Annotated in this window: 13 protein-coding genes; 5 read left to right on the forward strand and 8 right to left on the reverse strand. The window is 71.7% G+C overall.

The genetic code is table 11. The features are described 5' to 3' along the window. Positions 1-6 precede the first annotated feature (6 nt). Genes JYK18_RS19560 through JYK18_RS19575 form a run of 4 tightly spaced genes read right to left on the reverse strand, consistent with a single transcriptional unit; the run spans position 7 to position 4,140 of the window. On the reverse strand, positions 7-975 hold the full coding sequence (locus JYK18_RS19560) for a hypothetical protein (protein WP_206803401.1): 969 nt from the start codon (positions 973-975) through the stop codon (positions 7-9). A 44-nt stretch (positions 976-1,019) separates the two neighbouring features. Continuing rightward, on the reverse strand, positions 1,020-1,940 hold the full coding sequence (locus tag JYK18_RS19565) for a phosphotransferase (RefSeq protein ID WP_242579281.1): 921 nt from the start codon (positions 1,938-1,940) through the stop codon (positions 1,020-1,022). Positions 1,941-1,947: 7 nt separating this feature from the next. Further along, positions 1,948-2,703 carry a thioesterase II family protein gene (locus tag JYK18_RS19570; protein WP_206803402.1) on the reverse strand — a complete coding sequence of 252 codons (756 nt, stop codon included), beginning with the start codon at positions 2,701-2,703 and terminating at the stop codon, positions 1,948-1,950. Between the two features lie 21 nt (positions 2,704-2,724). Continuing rightward, a complete protein-coding gene (locus JYK18_RS19575; protein WP_206803403.1) occupies positions 2,725-4,140 on the reverse strand; it encodes an acyl-CoA carboxylase subunit beta in 1,416 nt (471 codons plus the stop codon). 270 nt (positions 4,141-4,410) lie between these two features. On the opposite strand from JYK18_RS19575, the gene JYK18_RS19580 reads away from it, so the two are divergent. Then, positions 4,411-5,337, forward strand: coding sequence for a proteasome assembly chaperone family protein (locus tag JYK18_RS19580; RefSeq protein ID WP_206803404.1), 927 nt, complete (start codon positions 4,411-4,413; stop codon positions 5,335-5,337). On the opposite strand, the gene JYK18_RS19585 is transcribed toward JYK18_RS19580, so the two are convergent. Next, positions 5,332-6,159, reverse strand: coding sequence for an alpha/beta hydrolase (locus JYK18_RS19585; RefSeq protein WP_206803405.1), 828 nt, complete (start codon positions 6,157-6,159; stop codon positions 5,332-5,334). The two genes, JYK18_RS19580 and JYK18_RS19585, sit on opposite strands and share 6 nt — an antisense overlap. A 124-nt stretch (positions 6,160-6,283) precedes the next feature. Here JYK18_RS19585 and JYK18_RS19590 point away from each other — a divergent pair, with 124 nt between their 5' ends. Beyond that, complete coding sequence (locus JYK18_RS19590; protein ID WP_206804347.1) at positions 6,284-7,027, forward strand: SDR family NAD(P)-dependent oxidoreductase; 744 nt, start codon at positions 6,284-6,286, stop codon at positions 7,025-7,027. A 176-nt stretch (positions 7,028-7,203) separates the two neighbouring features. Here the strand turns inward: JYK18_RS19590 and JYK18_RS19595 are convergent, their stop codons facing one another. After that, entirely contained in the window at positions 7,204-7,950 is a 747-nt protein-coding gene (locus JYK18_RS19595) for a FadR/GntR family transcriptional regulator (protein ID WP_206803406.1), read from the reverse strand. A 163-nt stretch (positions 7,951-8,113) separates the two neighbouring features. Here JYK18_RS19595 and JYK18_RS19600 point away from each other — a divergent pair, with 163 nt between their 5' ends. The 3 genes from JYK18_RS19600 to JYK18_RS19610 all read left to right on the forward strand — a co-directional run bounded on the left by JYK18_RS19600 (position 8,114) and on the right by JYK18_RS19610 (position 12,428). After that, positions 8,114-9,016 carry a M23 family metallopeptidase gene (locus tag JYK18_RS19600; RefSeq protein ID WP_206803407.1) on the forward strand — a complete coding sequence of 301 codons (903 nt, stop codon included), beginning with the start codon at positions 8,114-8,116 and terminating at the stop codon, positions 9,014-9,016. A gap of 7 nt (positions 9,017-9,023) precedes the next feature. Next, entirely contained in the window at positions 9,024-10,892 is a 1,869-nt protein-coding gene (locus tag JYK18_RS19605; protein ID WP_206803408.1) for a sialidase family protein, read from the forward strand. Between the two features lie 63 nt (positions 10,893-10,955). Next, positions 10,956-12,428, forward strand: a complete 1,473-nt coding sequence (locus JYK18_RS19610; protein ID WP_206803409.1) for an alpha/beta hydrolase — start codon at positions 10,956-10,958, stop codon at positions 12,426-12,428. 46 nt (positions 12,429-12,474) lie between these two features. Here the strand turns inward: JYK18_RS19610 and JYK18_RS19615 are convergent, their stop codons facing one another. Continuing rightward, positions 12,475-13,716 carry a hypothetical protein gene (locus tag JYK18_RS19615; RefSeq protein ID WP_206803410.1) on the reverse strand — a complete coding sequence of 414 codons (1,242 nt, stop codon included), beginning with the start codon at positions 13,714-13,716 and terminating at the stop codon, positions 12,475-12,477. Positions 13,717-13,797: 81 nt separating this feature from the next. Next, on the reverse strand, positions 13,798-16,755 hold the full coding sequence (locus tag JYK18_RS19620; protein ID WP_307795956.1) for a BTAD domain-containing putative transcriptional regulator: 2,958 nt from the start codon (positions 16,753-16,755) through the stop codon (positions 13,798-13,800). Positions 16,756-16,817 lie beyond the last annotated feature (62 nt).

A 16,817-nucleotide genomic window follows, 5' to 3' on the forward strand; every position in this document is an offset into this window, starting at 1 on the left:
TTTCGGTCATTTGGCGGTCATCGCCTGGAGGGACTGGGTGAGCCACGCCCCCGTCCGCGCGGTGTGGGCGGGGGAGCCGTGCACGTCGTCGTGCTCCAGCAGGCTGAACTGCCGCACGTTCGCGGCGAGCAGCTCGATGTCCTGCGGGGGAATGATTTCGTCGCGCTTGCTGGCCACGTAGGCGACCGGGACGTCGATCGCGCGGAGTTCGCCGGGGCGCAACGCCCAGTCAGCGAGCCCACCGGGTTTCTCACCGGTCAGATGCACGATCGTGTCGACGGTGACCCGCGGTAGCCCCTGCTGCCAGGCGGCGTCGGTGAAGAAGCCGCTCACCGGCGCGCCGACGGTGAGCACGCCCTTGATCCGCCGGTCCTGCGACGCGGCGCGCAACGCGAGGTGGCCGCTGAAGCTCATCATCATCGCGTACGCGGAATCGGCGCCGAGCGCGTCGAGGATCGCGGGGATCATCCGCCAGCTCTCCGCGTCGTACGGCAGCGAATTCCCACCCGCCTGGGGAAGTTCGGTGACCACCCCGGAGAGCCCGGCGCCGATCAGCTGGCCCAGCAGGCCGGCCCACTGCTCCTTGATGCTGACGATCCCGCCGGAAACCAGCACGAGCGGGCCGGTACCACCGCGCCAGCAGCGGATCACCCCGGCTGGAGTGTCCACTTGGAACGGTTCCAGGCCGGAACCCGACCTGGCGAAGGTGTCGACGGCCTTGTCGAGCGCGTACTGCCGCGCCGGCCCGTCGACGAAGGGGAAGCGCGCCATGGTGTAGAGGCGGCTCGCGTCGACGAGTTGCTGCCGAGCCTCGAACTCCTCGGCGACCCTGGACCACTCACCCGTCCACGAACCGGGGTCGCCCCCGTTGTCGGTGGTGATCCGGCCGAGCACCGCATCGGTCAGCTCGGGCGGAACGCCCTGCGTCCTGGCGTGCACGAGGGCGAACTGCTTGAGCTCCTCGACATCGTTCATGCCCCCATGGTTGAACGCTCACCCAAAGCTGCCCTAAACCGCAGCTACAGCACGGCGTTCGCGCGGCGGAGGCGTTCGGAAGCCTGTGCGCGCAGGGTGTCGAGCGACAACGGCGCGGTGCCGTGCAGCGCCTCCCACCGCGCGTTGTGCGCGGCCGCCCACAGGCTGGCCGCCCACGCGACCTCCAGTTCCGCCACCGCGAACGCGCGCCCGCGGAAGTCCTGGTACGCCGCCAGGAACACCTCGGAACCCTCGATCGGCGCCAGCAGCGGTGGCCCGCCGCTCATGAACGCGCCGCTCGCCGCTCCCGCCAACGCCGCTTCCGGTTGCCACGCCAGGCTGTCCCAGTCGTGGACCGCCCACACCTCGACGCCGTGCCACCCGAGGTTGTGCGCTTCGAAGTCCGCGTGGCCCAGCACGCACGGCAGATCCGCGGCCAGCAGCCGCTTGCGCACGCGGACCGCGGTTTCGGTGACGTACGCGGGTACGCGGCTCTGATCCAGCGCATCGAGGAAATCGAGCGACGGCCAGAGACCGGGATCGGTGTGGTCCCACCGCGACCACCGCGGATTCGGCAAAGGTGGCTCGACGGTCACGGTGGCGAGCTCGTCCATCAGCCGGGCGAACACCTCGGCATACCGCGCGGCGATTTCCGTCGACTCCCCGCGCAACATCTCGCCGCCGGGACGGAACTCCTCGGCGTGCACGGCCAGCGAGCCGACGCCCACCACGGGCGTGAGCGGCAGTGCGCACGGGAACCCGCGCTCGGCCAGCCGGGCCTGCGCCGTGACGCAGGACTCGGCGCGGCCGTCTTCCGGACGTGACTTGACCACGACTTCCGTGCCGTCGGTCAACCGGAGCCCGAACACCACCGAGGTGCTTTCCCGCCGGAACAGCACCTCGGCGGGCTCGCCGCCGAGGTGCTCCAGGCACCAGCCGGGCAGCCAGCCCGGCAACTCGTCCAACGGCCGGTCAGAGCCGGCTGGGTGAGCGCAGGTGCGCGGCGATGATGTCCAGGAGGGCCGCGTTGTGCTCGTTGAGGAAGAAGTGCCCGCCGGGGAACACCTTCAGCTCGAACGCGCCGCTGGTGTGGTCCGCCCACGAGCGCGCCTCGTCCACCGTGGCCTTCGGGTCGTCGTCGCCGACCATGGCGGTGATCGGGCAGCTCAGGTCCGGGCCTTCCGCGTAGCGGTAGGTCTCGGCGGCGCGGTAGTCGGCGCGGATCGAGGGCAGCACCATCCGCACGATCTCGTCGTCGCCGAGCAGGGCCTGCTCGGTCCCGGCCAGGCTGCGCACGTTGGCGAGCAGTTCGTCGTCCGTGCCCTCGTGGAACTTCTCGTCCCGGTGCCGCGACGGCGCGCGGCGGCCGGAGGCGAACAGCCCGGCCGGCACGACACCGCGCTTCTCCAGCCGCCTGGCCACCTCGAAGCCGAGGGTGGCCCCCATGCTGTGGCCGAAGATGGCCAGCGGCTTGTCGGTGTACCCGTCGATCGCTTCGGTCACCTGGTCGGCGAGCACCTCGATCGAGTCGATCAGCGGTTCCGCGCGCCGGTCTTGCCTGCCCGGGTACTGCACCGCGAGCACCTCGATGCCCGGCGAGAGCGAGCGCGAGACCGGGAAGAAGTAGCTGGCCGAGCCGCCCGCGTGCGGCAGGCAGAGCAGCCGGTGCGGGGCGGCGGGCGCGGGGTGGAACCGGCGTACCCAGTCCTCGGCGGTACTCGCGGTCATGCTCCGTCCCTTCAGTCGCTGCTAGAGCGGGATGTTCCCGTGGTGTCCCCGTCCGGCGGGCGCGGCGGCCAGTGCCCGGACGAGCCTGGCACGAGTATTCGACGGATCGATGACTTCGTCCACCACCCCGATCGCCATCGCCCGCCCCACGCCCCCGGCGATCCGCTGTTGTTCGGCGACCAGCGAGGCCCGCAGCTCCTCCCGTTCGTGCTCGGGCGCGGCGGCCAGCTTCTTGCGGTGCAGGATGCCCACCGCCGCCTCCGCGCCCATCACCGCGACCTCGGCATCGGGCCAGGCGAACACCGCCGTGGCCCCGAGAGAGCGCGAGTTCATCGCGATGTAAGCGCCGCCGTAGGACTTGCGCGTGATGAGCGTGACCCGCGGGACGACGGCCTCGGCGAAGGCGTGCAGCAGCTTCGCGCCGCGGCGCACCACGCCGTCCCACTCCTGCCCGACGCCCGGCAGATAGCCCGGCACGTCGACGAGCACGATTAGGGGAATCCCTAGCGCGTCGCACAGCCGCACGAAACGTGAAGCCTTCTCCGCGGACAGCGAATCGAGGCAGCCGCCCTTGCGCAGCGGGTTGTTCGCGATGACCCCGACCGACCGCCCGCCGAGGCGCCCGAACCCGATCACCACGTTCGGCGCCCACTTCGCCTGCAACTCGACGAAGTCGTGGTCGTCGAGCAGGCCGCGGACCAGCGGGTGCACCGGGTAGGCCCGCCGCGGGGACTCCGGCAGGAAGGCGGCGAGGTCGCGTTCCTCCTGAACCTTGGCCAGGTCGAACAGCCCGGGCTTGGTGAAGAAGCCGGTGAGCTGGCGGGCGCGCGCGTAGGCGTCCTCCTCGGTTTCCACGGTCACGTGCACCACGCCGGACCGCTTCCCGTGTGCCTCCGTGCCGCCGAGCCCGGCCATGTCGATCTGCTCGCCGGTCACGCTGCGGACCACGTCCGGGCCGGTGACGAACACGCGTCCGGTTTCGGCCATCACGATCACGTCGGTCAGCGCGGGACCGTAGGCGGCGGCGCCCGCGGCGGGCCCGAGCACCACGGACAGCTGCGGCACCTTGCCCGAGGCCCTGGTCATCGCGGCGAACATGCGCCCGACCCCGTCCATCGACTCGACGCCGTCGGCCAGCTTCGCGCCACCGGAGTGCCACAGCCCGAGCACCGGCCGCCGCTCGCGCACCGCGGTCTCGATCGCGGCGATGATGTGGTCCGAACCAGCCGCGCCGAGCGAGCCGCCCATCCTGGTGGCGTCGGTGCAGTAGACGATCACGGTGGCCCCGTCGATGCGCCCGCGCACCGAGAACACCCCGCTGTCGTCCGCTTCCTGCAACGGGGTGATCGAGTCCTCGTCCAGCAGTTTCGCCAGGCGCACGGCCGGCAGGCGGTGGTCGGCGGCAGCGGTTTCCGTGGTGGTTGCAGTCAGGGACATCGGTGGTTTCTCCGCCCGCGAATTCGGTGGACTGGGGGGATACTGTGACCGGAACGGCCGGTCGCCGGCCTCGGCTTCAACGTGGCAGGCGTGATCGGCGCGGACAACCCCCTAGCCGAGGGCCGCGACCCGCGTAGGGGTCGGTTCGGGGGGTGCGGGCGACCTGGCAGGCTTGGCGCCACCGGGTGCGGTTGGAGCCCGGGTGGGATGAACTCGCCGCCGTTGGGCGTTGTAGCCGGAACGGGCGGCAGACGAGTGCAGGAGGCGGTAGTGGCGTTGGACCCGGATGAGCTGTACGAGGTGGACTCCGATGTCCCGGACCTGGCCGGGGCCGTGCTCCTGCACCACTTCGACGGGTTCGTCGACGCCGGATCCGCCGGTGGGCTGGTGGCCGAGCAGCTGCTGGCCGAGTTCGCGCACCGGGTGGTCGCGCGGTTCGACGTGGACCGCCTGATCGACTACCGCGCGCGCCGCCCGCCGATGATCTACGTCACCGACCACTGGGCGGAATACCGGGCGCCCGAGCTGGTGGTGAACCTGCTGCACGACCACGACGGCACGCCGTTCCTGTTGCTCACCGGGCCGGAACCGGACCGCGAGTGGGAGCTGTTCGCGGCCGCCGTGCGCCGCCTGGTGCAGCGCTGGAGCGTCCGGCTCACAGTCGGGTTCCACGGCATCCCGATGGGCGTGCCGCACACCCGGCCGCTCGGGCTGACCGCGCACGCGACCCGGCCGGAGCTGGTCGGCGGGTACCAGCCGCTGTCGGACCGGCTCAAGGTGCCCGGCAGCATCGCCGGGCTGCTGGAGCTGCGCCTCGGTGAACACGGTCACGACGCGATGGGCTTCGCCGCGCACGTGCCGCACTACCTCGCGCAGGCCTCCTACGCCGCGGCCGGGCTCACCCTGCTCGAAGCCGTCGCCGACGCCACGGGCCTGGCCCTGCCCGCCGACTCCATGCGCGAGTCGGCCCGCTCCACCGACGCCGAGATCGACCGCCAGGTCGAGGAGTCGGAGGAGGTGGCCGACGTGGTGCGCGCGCTGGAGCGGCAGTACGACACCTTCGCCGACGCGGAGGCCGAGAAGGACAGCCTGCTGGCCGAGACCGTCGAGCACATGCCGACCGCGGACGAGCTGGGCTCGGCGTTCGAGCAGTTCCTCGCCGACCAGCAGGGGCCGCCGCGCCCGGAGACCTCATAGGAGCAGGTCGGCCACCTCGCCGGCGCGCAGGACGAAGCCCATGTGGCTGGTGTCGAGGTCGTGCACGGTGAACGGGTTGTCCGGGGTGGCCGCGTCCGCCTCGGCGATGAGGCGGTCCTGCAACTCGACCGGCAGTGAGCGGTCGGCGAGCAGCCGGATGTAGGTGCGCGGCACCCGGCCCCAGCGGTCCGGGTGCACGCGTGCGTCGGCGGTCATCACCGCGAGCGACTCGTCCGGTTCGAGGTGGTTGACCGCGGCCAGGAACTGCTCGTCGGTGGCTTCGGCCATGGTCGCGGCCTTGAGCGCGTCGAGCAGGTCCGGGTCCGAGGTGCGGTAGTTCGCGCGGCCCACGCCCTCGGGCGCGCCGACGGCGAACCCGCCCAGGCCGCCGACCAGGCTGCGCGCGGCTTCCGGCTCCGCGAGGTAGGCGACCGGGCTCGGCAGGCTGGTGCAGATCCACGCCGAGAGGTACACGATCCGCTCGAGCAGCTCGGGCACCTGGTCGGCGACGCCGCTGATGGTCACCCCGCCGAGGCTCACGCCGACGAGCACCACCGGGCCGTGCTCGGCGACCCGGCGCACGATCTCCACCACGTGCGCCACGTTCTCGGCGAGTTCGACGCCGGTCATGCTCGACGGCTCGGCCGCCCACGCCATCAGGTCCTGCGGTGCCTGGTAGGCCCGCGAATACCGCGCGTCCGATCCGTGCCCCGGCAGGTCCACCGCGTACGACCGCTGCCCGCGCAACGCCAGTTCGCGCTGCACCGAGGCCCAGATCGTGCCGTTGCCGCCGGACCCGGGCACCAGCACATAAGTGCGCATTTCCACCCTCTCCACGTTCTGCTCGACGGAATATTCGACGTTCGGCGGCGGTCTCGCCTGCCAGGTGGCCGTGGTGGCGGGGGCCGTGGCCGGATTCGTGGGGACGGCGGGCAGACTGCTCGGCGTGAGCGGAACGGTGGTGGTCCTCGGGGGCCGCAGTGAGATCGGGATCGCGGTGGCCGAACGCCTGGTCGCGGACGGGGCGCGCACGGTGGTGCTGGCCGCGCGGCGCAGCGGGGACCTCGACGAGCAGGAGGCCGTGCTGCGGGCGGCGGGCGCGACCACGGTCGACCGCGTCGAGTTCGACGCCGACGACGTGGCCCGGCACCGCGAGGTGCTCGACGGCATCGTGGAGCGGCACGGTGAGCTGGGCGTGGTGGTCACCGCGTTCGGCATCCTCGGGGACCAGCGCCGGGCGGAGGCACAGGCCGAGCACGCGCTGTCGGTGGTGCACACCGACTACGTCGCCCACGTCTCGGTGCTGACCGAGCTGGCGAACCTCCTGCGCGCGCAACGCGGGGGCAGCCTGGTGGTGTTCTCCTCGGTCGCCGGCGTGCGGGTGCGGCGCGCGAACTACGTGTACGGCTCGGCCAAGGCCGGCCTCGACGGCTTCGCCAGCGGCCTGGCCGACGCCCTGACCGGCAGCGGCGTCCGGCTGCTCCTGGTGCGGCCCGGCTTTGTGGTCGGCCGGATGACCGAGGGCATGGACCCGGCGCCGTTCTCCAGCACGCCGGACCAGGTCGCGGACGCCACGGTCAAGGCACTGCGCAAGGGCCGCGGCGAGGTGTGGGTGCCGGGGGTGCTGAGGCCGGTCTTCTTCGTGATGCGGCACCTGCCGCGCGCGATCTGGCGTCGGCTGCCGCGCTAGCCCGCGCGCTTCGGCCTGCCGCCCCGCAGACATGCCCGAGGCGCGCGCTCGGGGCGAGACTCGCCGAGACGTGCGCTCGGGTAAGGCTTACCGAGACGGGCGCTCGGGGCGAGGCTGGCGTGCGCCCGGGCGAGGTTGGTTGAAACGCGGCCGCTGGTCGACCAGGCGAGGAGCAGCTAGCTGAGCCGGCGCCGGAGCTCGATGAGGCGGGTGATGCCCCGCTCCACGTGTGCCTCCGCCCGGGACCGGGCCAGTTCCCCGTGCCCGCCTTCGATGGCGATCAGGATGCCGCTGTGCTGCTCCACCGCCGACCCGAGGTCCGGGCTCTCCCCGCACGCGGGCAGCCACAGCAGCTCCCCGACCTCGCCCTGCAGCGTGATCTCGTCCCGCGTCAGCCGCTGGGACTGCGCCGCCGCCGCGATGCCGACGTGGAACCGCGCATCGGCCCGTCGCCGCTCGCCGATGGTTTTCGCCCGCGCCAGGTGTCCGACCAGCGTGCCGAGTCCGGAGCACTGCTCGGCCCCGGCGCGTTCGGCGGCCAGCTTCGCCGCCGTGCCCGAGACCGCGGTGTGGTGGTCGCCGATCTCCCGCAGCTCGTGCGGGCACAACCCACCCAGCAGGTCGCGCACCCGCGCGGCCGACGGCTCCAGCGGCGTCCGCACGAAGCTCCCGCCACCACGTCCGCGCCGCGTCTCCAGCAACCCTTGATCACGCAACGACGACAACGCCTCGCGCAAGGTCACCGTCGATACCTTCAACGACTCCGCCAGCACCGACTCGCTCGGCAGCTGCTCGCCGTCCGTGATCAGGCCGAGGCCGATCGCCCGGCTGATCCGCCTGGCCACCACGTCCACCCGGCCGCCGTCGCGCACCGGGCCGAAGATCACCCGCCGCGGCGCCCCGGACAACCCCTTCGTGCTCACCGCACGCCCTCCTTCCCGGCGAGCCGAAGGTAGCCAGCCGGGCTTAGAGGAACCTTGGGCGCGGCATTTTCCCTGGTCAGTCGCTTGTACGCAATTTATGCGCGGGTTATCGATGCTTCTCGTGGCGCCGGGGCGCACCCGGTGCGAGGAGAAGGGACCCTCGATGAGAGCCAGACGCGTGCTCGCCGCCGGTTTCGGACTGCTGATGGGACTGGCCGGCGTGGTCGCCACCGCCTCCCCCGCCGCGGCCGCCGGGCCGCAGCCGAACTTCCAGCTGCCCTTCCCGTGCAACCAGGCCTGGAACGGCGACAACGACAACTCCAGCGCCCACCGCGCCTACGAAATCGACTTCAACCGCGGCAGCACCCCCGGCGCCGACCTCGGCGACACCATCGTGGCCGCCGCCGCGGGCAAGGTGGTCACCTCCGCGCACCAGGGCTCCGCCAACGGCTACGGCAACCTGATCAAGATCGACCACGGCGGCGGCTGGTCCACCTACTACGCGCACCTGCAGTCCCGCTCGGTCAGCGTCGGCGCGCAGGTGGCGCAGGGCCAGAAGATCGGCACCCTGGGCAACACCAGCAAGCCGGGCAACAACATCAGCCCCCACCTGCACTACGAGGTCCGCACCACGGACACCACCTACCCGTCGAACATCAAGAAGGCCTACTTCAACGGCGTCGTCTTCGGTTACCCGAACCAGACGCTGACCTCGAAGAACACCTGCAGCGGCGGCGGCAACCCGAACCCGTACGAGCCCGCCGAGGTCTGCGGCTCCGGCTACAACGTCATCGACCAGCAGGAACTCGGTACCGCGGGCACCGCCTACCTGCTCTACAACGGCTCCTCGAACTGCGTCACCACGATCAAGAAGACCAGCGTCGGCACCGCCAGCGCCACCTCGGCGTTCCTCGAGGTCGAGGGTGAAGCGCGCAAGACCGACAGCGGCAGCTTCGAGTACTACGCCGGACCGGTCTCCGCGTCCGCACCGGCGAAGTGCGTGAAGTGGGGCGGTTCGGCCGGGGGTACGTCCTACGAGAGCCCGTTCGAGCACTGCGGGGCATGAGTCGGTCATGAAGCCACTGGGGGCGAAGAAGAACCGGCCGGGTCTGCTCACCGAGCTGACCCTGTTGCCGGCGTTGATCATGGGGTCGCTGGTGGCCACCCCGGCGAACACGGCTTCGGCGGTCGCCGAGGTCGCCAGCACCCCGGTCTACCAGGAGCGGTCCGAGGGTTACGACTGCTTCCGGATCCCGGCGGTGGTGCGGGCGGGCAACGGCGACCTGCTCGCGTTCGCCGAAGGCCGCAACGGCGGCGCGAAGTTCTGCGCCGACGCCGGGGACATCGATCTGGTCTACAAGCGCTCCACCGACGGCGGCAAGTCGTGGGGCCCGCTGAAGGTGGTCATCGAGGGTTTCGGTGACACCAAGGGCAACCCGGTGCCGATCGCGGTCCCGGGCACCGGCCGGATCGTGCTGCTGTCCACCTACGAATGCGTCAAGGCACCCGACTGCGGCCGCAAGCCGCGGGTGTCGATCAGCGACGACAACGGGCACAACTGGTCCGTTCCGCGTGAGATCACCCAGGAACTGGGGTTCAGCGCACCGCCGCCGTGGCTGGCGACGGGACCTTCGCACGGCATCGTGCTCGCCCGGGGGGAGCACGAGGGCCGGCTGGTCGCCGGGCTGAACTACTCCATCGGTTCCGCGCATTCCGGCGCCCTGATCTACAGCGACGACCAGGGCGCCACGTGGAAGCGAGGGGCGGTGGACACGCCGGCCGCCGGGCTGAAACCGCAGGAGATCAGCCCGATCGAGCTGGCCGACGGGCGGGTCTACGCCGCCGCGCGCAACGACTGGAACAGCTCCGGCGACCGGTGCGCCAACCAGGGCAAGGACAACCGCGCGTTCGCGATCAGCTTCGACGGCGGCGGCAGCTTCTCGAAGAAGTTCGCCTTCGAGCCCGACCTCATCACCCCGCCGGTGCAGGGCTCGACCCAGCGGTTGCGCGCGACCGACGACGGTTCGCTCTACAACCGCGTCCTCTTCGCCGCACCGTCCACATGCGACCGACGCAAGGAGCTGCGGGTCCGTTCCTCCTACGACGAGGGCGCGAACTGGCAGACACCGGGCGTGCTGGTGTGGGGGCAGGACGCGGCCTACTCCGACATGGTCCAGCTCGACGGACGCAACACCGGCCTGCTGTTCGAAGCCGGACCCGAGATGAACGCCAACGCCTCCATCCGCTGGGCGGTGCTGTCGGAGGCCTCGCTCGGCCTGCCCGACGGCAGCACGGCGGGCCTGCCGGTGACCCCCGACGCCGCCGGCGCCAACCACGCCTACCTGCGCGGCGGCCCCGCCTTCGGCACCGGCCGCCTCGGCAAGGCGCTCACCTTGGACGGCAAGGACGACTACGTTCAACTGCCGTTCGCCGAAGCGCTGGCCACCGGTGGCGGCGACTTCACCTGGTCCGGCTGGTTCAACTACGGCGCTTCGACGGCGAGCCAGTCCCTGCTGTGGGCGTACAACCAGGGCGAGGGCTTCTCCCAGGTCTGGTTGCGAGCGGAACCCGGCAGCAACCGCCTCCGCGCGCACCTGGAGAACGGCCCGACCGGGAGCATCACCGTGGACGCGCCCGGCGCGCTCAACGACCAGAAGTGGCACCACTTCGCGCTGACCCGCTCCGGCGGCACGGCTTCGCTGTACGTGGACGGAAAACTCGCGGGTTCGGCGTCGGGACTGACCGGTTCGGTGAGCCCGGGACGGCCGTTCGCGATCCACCTGGGCCAGCGGCTGGACGGGCAGTACCGGTTGCAGGGCTCGCTCGACGAGATCCGGTTGTACGGCCGATCGCTGACCGCCGCGGAAATCTCCGCGCTGGCAACGGGATCCGGTCCGGATTCGGGACTGCGGCTGCGTTTGCCGCTTGATGCGACCAGGTGAGGCAACGATAGGGTTCCCCCAGACGTTCACGGCGCGCACGGAACGCGCCGTCTGGGAGGAACTTTGCGTAGTTCAGTCAAGTTCGGCGTGCTCGCGGCCGTGTTGTCGCTCCTGCCGGTGGCGGGCGTGGCCGGTGCGGCGCAGCCGGTCGAATGGGAGACCTGCACCGGTGCGCTGACCGGCGAGTGCGCCACCATCGAGGTGCCGATCGACTGGGCGGATCCGGCGGACGGCAGTTTCCAGCTGGCCATCGGCCGGCTGCCCGCCCGCGACCAGGCCAAGCGCATCGGCGTGCTGTTCGTCGCGCCGGGCGGGCCCGGCTCGTCCGGCATCGACCGCTACACGCTGAACCCCGGCATTCCCGAGGACAGCGTGCTGCGCGACCGGTTCGACATCGTCACCTTCGACCAGCGCGGGGTCAAGCGCAGCAGCGAGGTCCGGTGCACGCAGGCGCTGCTCGACCAGCGCCCGGCCGAATTCCCGGAAACCGAGGCGGAGTACCAGCAACTGCTCGACTACAACCGCCGCCTCGGTGAGGACTGCCGCGAGCTGACCGGCGCGATCTTCGACCACGTCGACACCGAGAGCGTGGTCCGCGACATCGACGCCATCCGCGCCGCGCTCGGCGAGGAGAAGCTCAGCTTCTACGGCGCTTCCTACGGCACGCAGGTCGGCCAGCAGTACGCCGAGCTGTTCGGCGGCCGCGTGCGCGCGATGACCATCGATTCCACTATGGACCACAGCATCACCTCGGGCTCGAAGTACATCGAGACCGCCAGTTCCGACCTCGAAGGCTCGTTCCTCGCCTTCGCCGACTGGTGCGCCAGGACCGAGGGCTGCGCGCTGAAGGGCCGCAGCGTGCGCAAGGTGTGGACCGAGGTCCACGCGAAGGCAGAGGCCGGGCAGCTGCCGGTGACCGCCGAGGCGTTGCGCGGTGAACTGATGAACGGCATGTACTCGCCGGAGAAGCAGTGGTTCCCGCTCGCCACCAGGCTGGCCGAACTCGCCGACGGCACCGCCGCGCCCGCCCCGGCCGGTGAGCCGAAGGCCGAGACCGGGCAGAACTCGTACCAGGCGATCTGGTGCCAGGACTGGAAGTGGGAGGTCAGCGGGGTCGACGAGCTGCGCCGGTACGCCGAACGCGCGAACCGGGCCGCGCCCCACACGCGCATCTCACCGTTCTGGAGCGACGTGACCAGCTGCCTCGGCTGGCCGTCGGAGGTGCGCAACCCGCAGCACCGCCTCGAGGTGCGCGACGCGCCGAAGATCCTGATCACCAAGGCGAAGTACGACGTGGCCACTCCGCGGGCGTGGAACTACGAGGTGGCGCGGCAGCTGCGGAACGCCGCGCTGCTGGAGTACGAGGGCATCGGGCACGGGCAGTACAACCGCAGCACCTGCGTCCGCGAGCAGGTGGAGAAGTACCTGGTGTCGTTGAAGACGCCGGGCTTCGGGGCCCGGTGCGCCGCGGTCTGGCCGAAGACGCCGGAACCGGCGACCACCGCGGACGGTCCCGCCGAGCGGCCGACGCACTGAAAACAGCCGTGAGTGCGCGGGCGTCCCGCGCACTCACGGCTTCAGCTCAGGCGCACTTCGGCGCGACGGGGTTGTCGGAGCCGGTGTAGACGTAGGTGTCGGAGATGTAGTGACCGGTGCCGATGCGGTTCCAGATGTTGCTGGTGCCGTAGGTCCCGGTGACCGTCTCGCCCTCGACGTAGCACTCGATGAGCACCTTGGCCTTGTTCGCCGCGAGGCCCTTGATCGCGGCCGTGGTGCTGGCGCTGGCGCGCACGTTCATCGGATCGCCCGCGGTGTTCACCGTGCCGCTCGGGCCGGAGCCGGTCCACAGGTACGAGACGTTGACCCACGAGTTGTCGGTGAGCTTGAGGCCGTCCCAGAAGGTGCCGTCGGCGAGGTCGATGCCTGCCGGGTTGCCCACCTTGCGGCCGAACTCGTCCTTGCCGCCGTTGTAGTTGTCCTGGTAGGCGGCCTGCGCTTCGGGCTTGCCCTGCGGGAGGTCCTTCCACATCTGGCGCGTCGCCGACGGGTTCCAGTAGTCGTCCTTGGTGTTCCACGGGCCGACGTCCCACACCGGCGCGTACTCGCAGCGGCTGTTGTCGGTCTTGCACACGCGCACGGTGTAGTCGCCGGTGTTCTTCGGCGCCAGTCCCCGGCGGGACGGCAGCGCGACGAAGTGGTCGCGCGACTTGATCACGTGCCCGTTGGCCGTGGTGCCGCCGACCAGGCCCTCACGGGTGGCGTAGACCTTGTAGGTGCGGGCCGCGGCCGCCTCCGCGCGGGCCTGCGGGCCCTCGTCCGCGGTGAGCTTCACGCTCGAAACCGACGGCGCCGCGGCGGAATCCTTGGTGTAGAGGCCGATGCGGACCTGGACGGTGGTCACCGCGTCGCTGAGCACGGCCGGTTCGGCCGCGGCGGGGGTCCACTCGGTCCAGTTCTCGCCGCCGAGGTGGCCGCGCACGTCCACGTCGACCGCGGCACCGGCGGGCACGTTCGCCGCCAGTTCGGCGGTGATGCGATTGGCGGGCTTGCTCAGCGCGCGCTCCCCGACGACCAGGTACCCCTCGCTGATCGGCTGGTCCGGCGTGCGCTTCCAGGCGGGGTCGGCCAGCGCGAGCGCGCCGCCGCCGTACCGCACGTTCAGATCGTTGTCGTCCACAGAGGACAGTGGGACGGTCCACTGGTCGGCGGCGAGCGGGGCCGCGTTCACCGGGGCCGCCGAAAGCAGCAGCGCGATCGGGGCGGCCAGCGCCACCGCGGCTCGCGCCCCGCGTCTGCGGCCGCCGATCTTCGAGGTCCGGACCATGCCGGCCTCCCTTCCACCAGGTGGGGAATTCGGTCAGCCGAAGTCTGGGGAAGTGGTGTACACGATCGATACAAAGAAAAATCAGGCCGAGGCGATGTGCCTGCGCTTGCGCCGCGCGGGCAGCGACGCCCCGCCGGGCAGCCCGTTCATCCGCTCGGCGACGGCGGCGGCCTCGTTTTCGGCGGACAGCTCCCGCCAGATCGACAGCGAGCGCTCGTAGTACCCGCGGGAGCGCTCCGGCTGGCCGAGCGCCTGGTGCAGGCGGCCGAGCAGATCGGTGACCTCGGCCTCGGACCGCCGGTCGCCGTTGCGGCGGTGCACGCTGAACGAGTTCACCAGCAGCAGTTGCGCGTAGGCCAGGTCGCCGCTTTCCAGGCAGAGCTCGCCGAGGTTCTGGTTCGCGTAGCCGACGCAGTGGTCGTCGCCGAGTTCCTCGAAGATGGCGATCGCCCGGTTCACCTGCTCGCGGGCCTCGGTGAGGTTGCCACGACGCTGGTGCAGCATGGCGATGCGCTTGAGCGCGTGTGCCTCGCGGTGCCGGTCGCCGATCAACGCGGACAGGTCGTAGGCCTCGCCGAACCAGCGCTCGGCCTCGTCGAAGGCGTCGACCACCAGCCAGCACGCGCCGATGGCGATCTTCGCCACCGCCTCGCCGTGCGGGTCGCCGGCGCGCCGGAACAGGCGCAGCGCGTCGACGCTGCGGTCGAGCGCCTGCTCGCGGTGCCCGCTGATGCGCAGCGCGCTGCCCAGCCCGGCCAGCGCGATGGCCGCGCCGCGGTCGTCGGGGACCTGCCGGAAGAGCCGGTGCGACTCCTCGAAGCCGGCCACCGCGTCGCGGTAGCTGTCCTGGTACAGGTGGATCTGCCCGAGGTTGCGGTGCACGATGGCCTGCCCGCGCAGGTCGCCGGTGCGGCGGGCGGCGGCCAGCGCGATGGCGTGCGTGTGCTGCCAGTCGGCCTGGTGCCCGCGTATGTCCAGGTACGGGGTGAAGGCCGCGGTCAGCCGCCAGGCCAGGTCGTCCAGTCCCCACTCGGCGGCCAGCGCCACCGCCGCCACCCCGGTCCGGCGCTCGGCGTCGAACCAGGCGAGCGGGTCGCCGAGCACCGCTTCGGCGTCCGGCACGCGCCAGCCCTCCGGCCCGTCGACCGCGTACAGCCCGAACACGTGCAGCGGCATCAGCGCGACCGCGCTGGTCGCCAGCGCGAGGTAGCCCTCGAGCACCCGGCGGATCACCCCGCGCCGGTCCGCCTCGCTGTCGTCGATCTCGCCCTGCCTGGCCGCGTAGACCCGGAGCAGGTCGTGCAGCCGGTAGTGCGGCTGGCCGTTGGCGTCGGAGCTGACCAGCTCCACCAGGTGCGCGTCGACCAGCACGTCGAGCACCTCGTCGGCCTCTTCGCGGTCGAGCACGGCGGCCACCGCCCAGCTCGGGAACAGCACCGGGCCGAGCAGGCCGAGCCCGCGGAACGCCTGCGCCGCGCCCCGCGGCAGCATGTCGTAGCTCAGGGTCACGCTCGCGTGCACGGCGAGGTCGCCCACGCGCAGCTCGTCCAGCCTGCGGCGTTCGTTGCGCAGCCGGTCGGCGAGCATGCGCAGGGTCCACGACGGCCGGTGGGTCAGCTTCGCGCCGACGATCCGGATGGCCAGCGGCAGGTAGCCGCACGCCTTGAGGATCGCGGCGGCGCTGTCCGGCTCGGCCAGCACGCGTTCGCGGCCGATGATGCCGGCGAGCAGGCGCAACGCGTCCTCGTCGGGCAGCACGTCGATGTCGACGGGCCGCGCGCCCTCGAGGTCGGGCAGCCGGACGCGGCTGGTGACCAGCACCGCGCACGCCCCCGCACCCGGCAGCAGGGGCCGGATCTGCGCGGCCCCGCCCGCGTCGTCGAGCACCAGGCACATCCGCCGCCGGGACAACCGCGACCGCAGCAGTGCCGAGCGTTCCGCCAGCGTGCGCGGCATCGCCGAGTCCGGCACGCCCAGCGCCCGCAGGATCTCCGGCAGCACGTCCATCGGCGCCCGTGGCGACGGTGAGGTGCCGCCGAGGTCCAGGTGCAGCTGCCCGTCGGGGAATTCGGCGCGGACCTCGTGGGCCACGCGCACCGCGATGCTCGACTTGCCGACCCCCGGCGCACCCGAGAGCACGACCACGGTCGGGGCGCCGCTGGCCCGCTGTTGCCGGAGCAGCCTGACCAGGTCGTCGATCACCTCGGTGCGCCCGGTGAAGTCGGGCAGGTCCAGCGGCAGCTGGCAGATCGGGAACGGACTCGGCACCGCGGGCCGGGGTCTCGCGCCGCCGGGGCGGTTCGCCGTGAGCAGCCGGGTGTGCAGGCCCTGCAGCCGGGGCCCGGGTTCGGTGTCGAGCTCGTCCAGCAGCACCTGCTCGACCTGGGCGTAGGCCTGGAACGCCTCGGCGTTGCGGCCGTCGGCGTCGAGCGCGATGATCAGCTGTTCCCACAGCTCCTCGCGCAGCGGGTGGTCGGCGAGCAGCCCACGCAGTTCGACGATGGCGTCGGTGTGCTGGCCCAGCTCGACGCGGGTCTTGAGCCGCTGCTCCTGGGTGGACAGCCGCAGCTCGTCGAGCCTGGCCACGGTGGATCCCCAGGTGTGGCTGTGCGGCAGGTCCTCCAGCACCTCGCCGCGCCACAGGGCGTCGGCCTCGGTCAGCAGCTCCAGCGCCTGCTCGGGTGGCAGCTTCTGGGCCCGGGCGGCCAGCTCCTGGAACCTCGTCGCGTCGAGCTCGCTCTCGTCGGCGGTGAGGATGTACCCGGCGGACCGGCTCTGGATGCGTTCCGCGACGTCGGGTGACCCCTCGGCGAGGCGCCGTCGCAACGCGTGCACGTAGGTGCGGATGTTCGCGGCCGCCGAGCGCGGGGCCTTCTCCGGCCAGAGCACGTCGATCAGCGCGTCCGCGGAGACCGCCACGTTCGGCTGCAGCAGCAGCGTGGCCAGCAGCAATCGCGGCTTGGGCCCGCCCAACGGCAGCACCCGGCCGGACACCGTGACCTCGAGCGGCCCCAGTACGCGAAACGAGATCGCAGTCACAGCACCGCCCGCCTGGAGTAGAACAAACCGGATCGTATGGGGGTCTGTGATCTGTTGACTAG

Origin of the sequence: Amycolatopsis sp. 195334CR (genome assembly GCF_017309385.1) — a bacterium.
Lineage (GTDB): Bacteria > Actinomycetota > Actinomycetes > Mycobacteriales > Pseudonocardiaceae > Amycolatopsis.

Bases quoted from the DNA above. Each gene is read 5' to 3' on its own strand.
- JYK18_RS19615 (WP_206803410.1), bottom strand. From the start codon at position 13,716: ATGGTCCGGACCTCGAAGATCGGCGGCCGCAGACGCGGGGCGCGAGCC.
- JYK18_RS19600 (WP_206803407.1), top strand. From the start codon at position 8,114: ATGAGAGCCAGACGCGTGCTCGCCGCCGGTTTCGGACTGCTGATGGGA.
- JYK18_RS19585 (WP_206803405.1), bottom strand. From the start codon at position 6,159: ATGCGCACTTATGTGCTGGTGCCCGGGTCCGGCGGCAACGGCACGATC.
- JYK18_RS19605 (WP_206803408.1), top strand. From the start codon at position 9,024: ATGAAGCCACTGGGGGCGAAGAAGAACCGGCCGGGTCTGCTCACCGAG.
- JYK18_RS19570 (WP_206803402.1), bottom strand. From the start codon at position 2,703: ATGACCGCGAGTACCGCCGAGGACTGGGTACGCCGGTTCCACCCCGCG.
- JYK18_RS19560 (WP_206803401.1), bottom strand. From the start codon at position 975: ATGAACGATGTCGAGGAGCTCAAGCAGTTCGCCCTCGTGCACGCCAGG.
- JYK18_RS19575 (WP_206803403.1), bottom strand. From the start codon at position 4,140: ATGTCCCTGACTGCAACCACCACGGAAACCGCTGCCGCCGACCACCGC.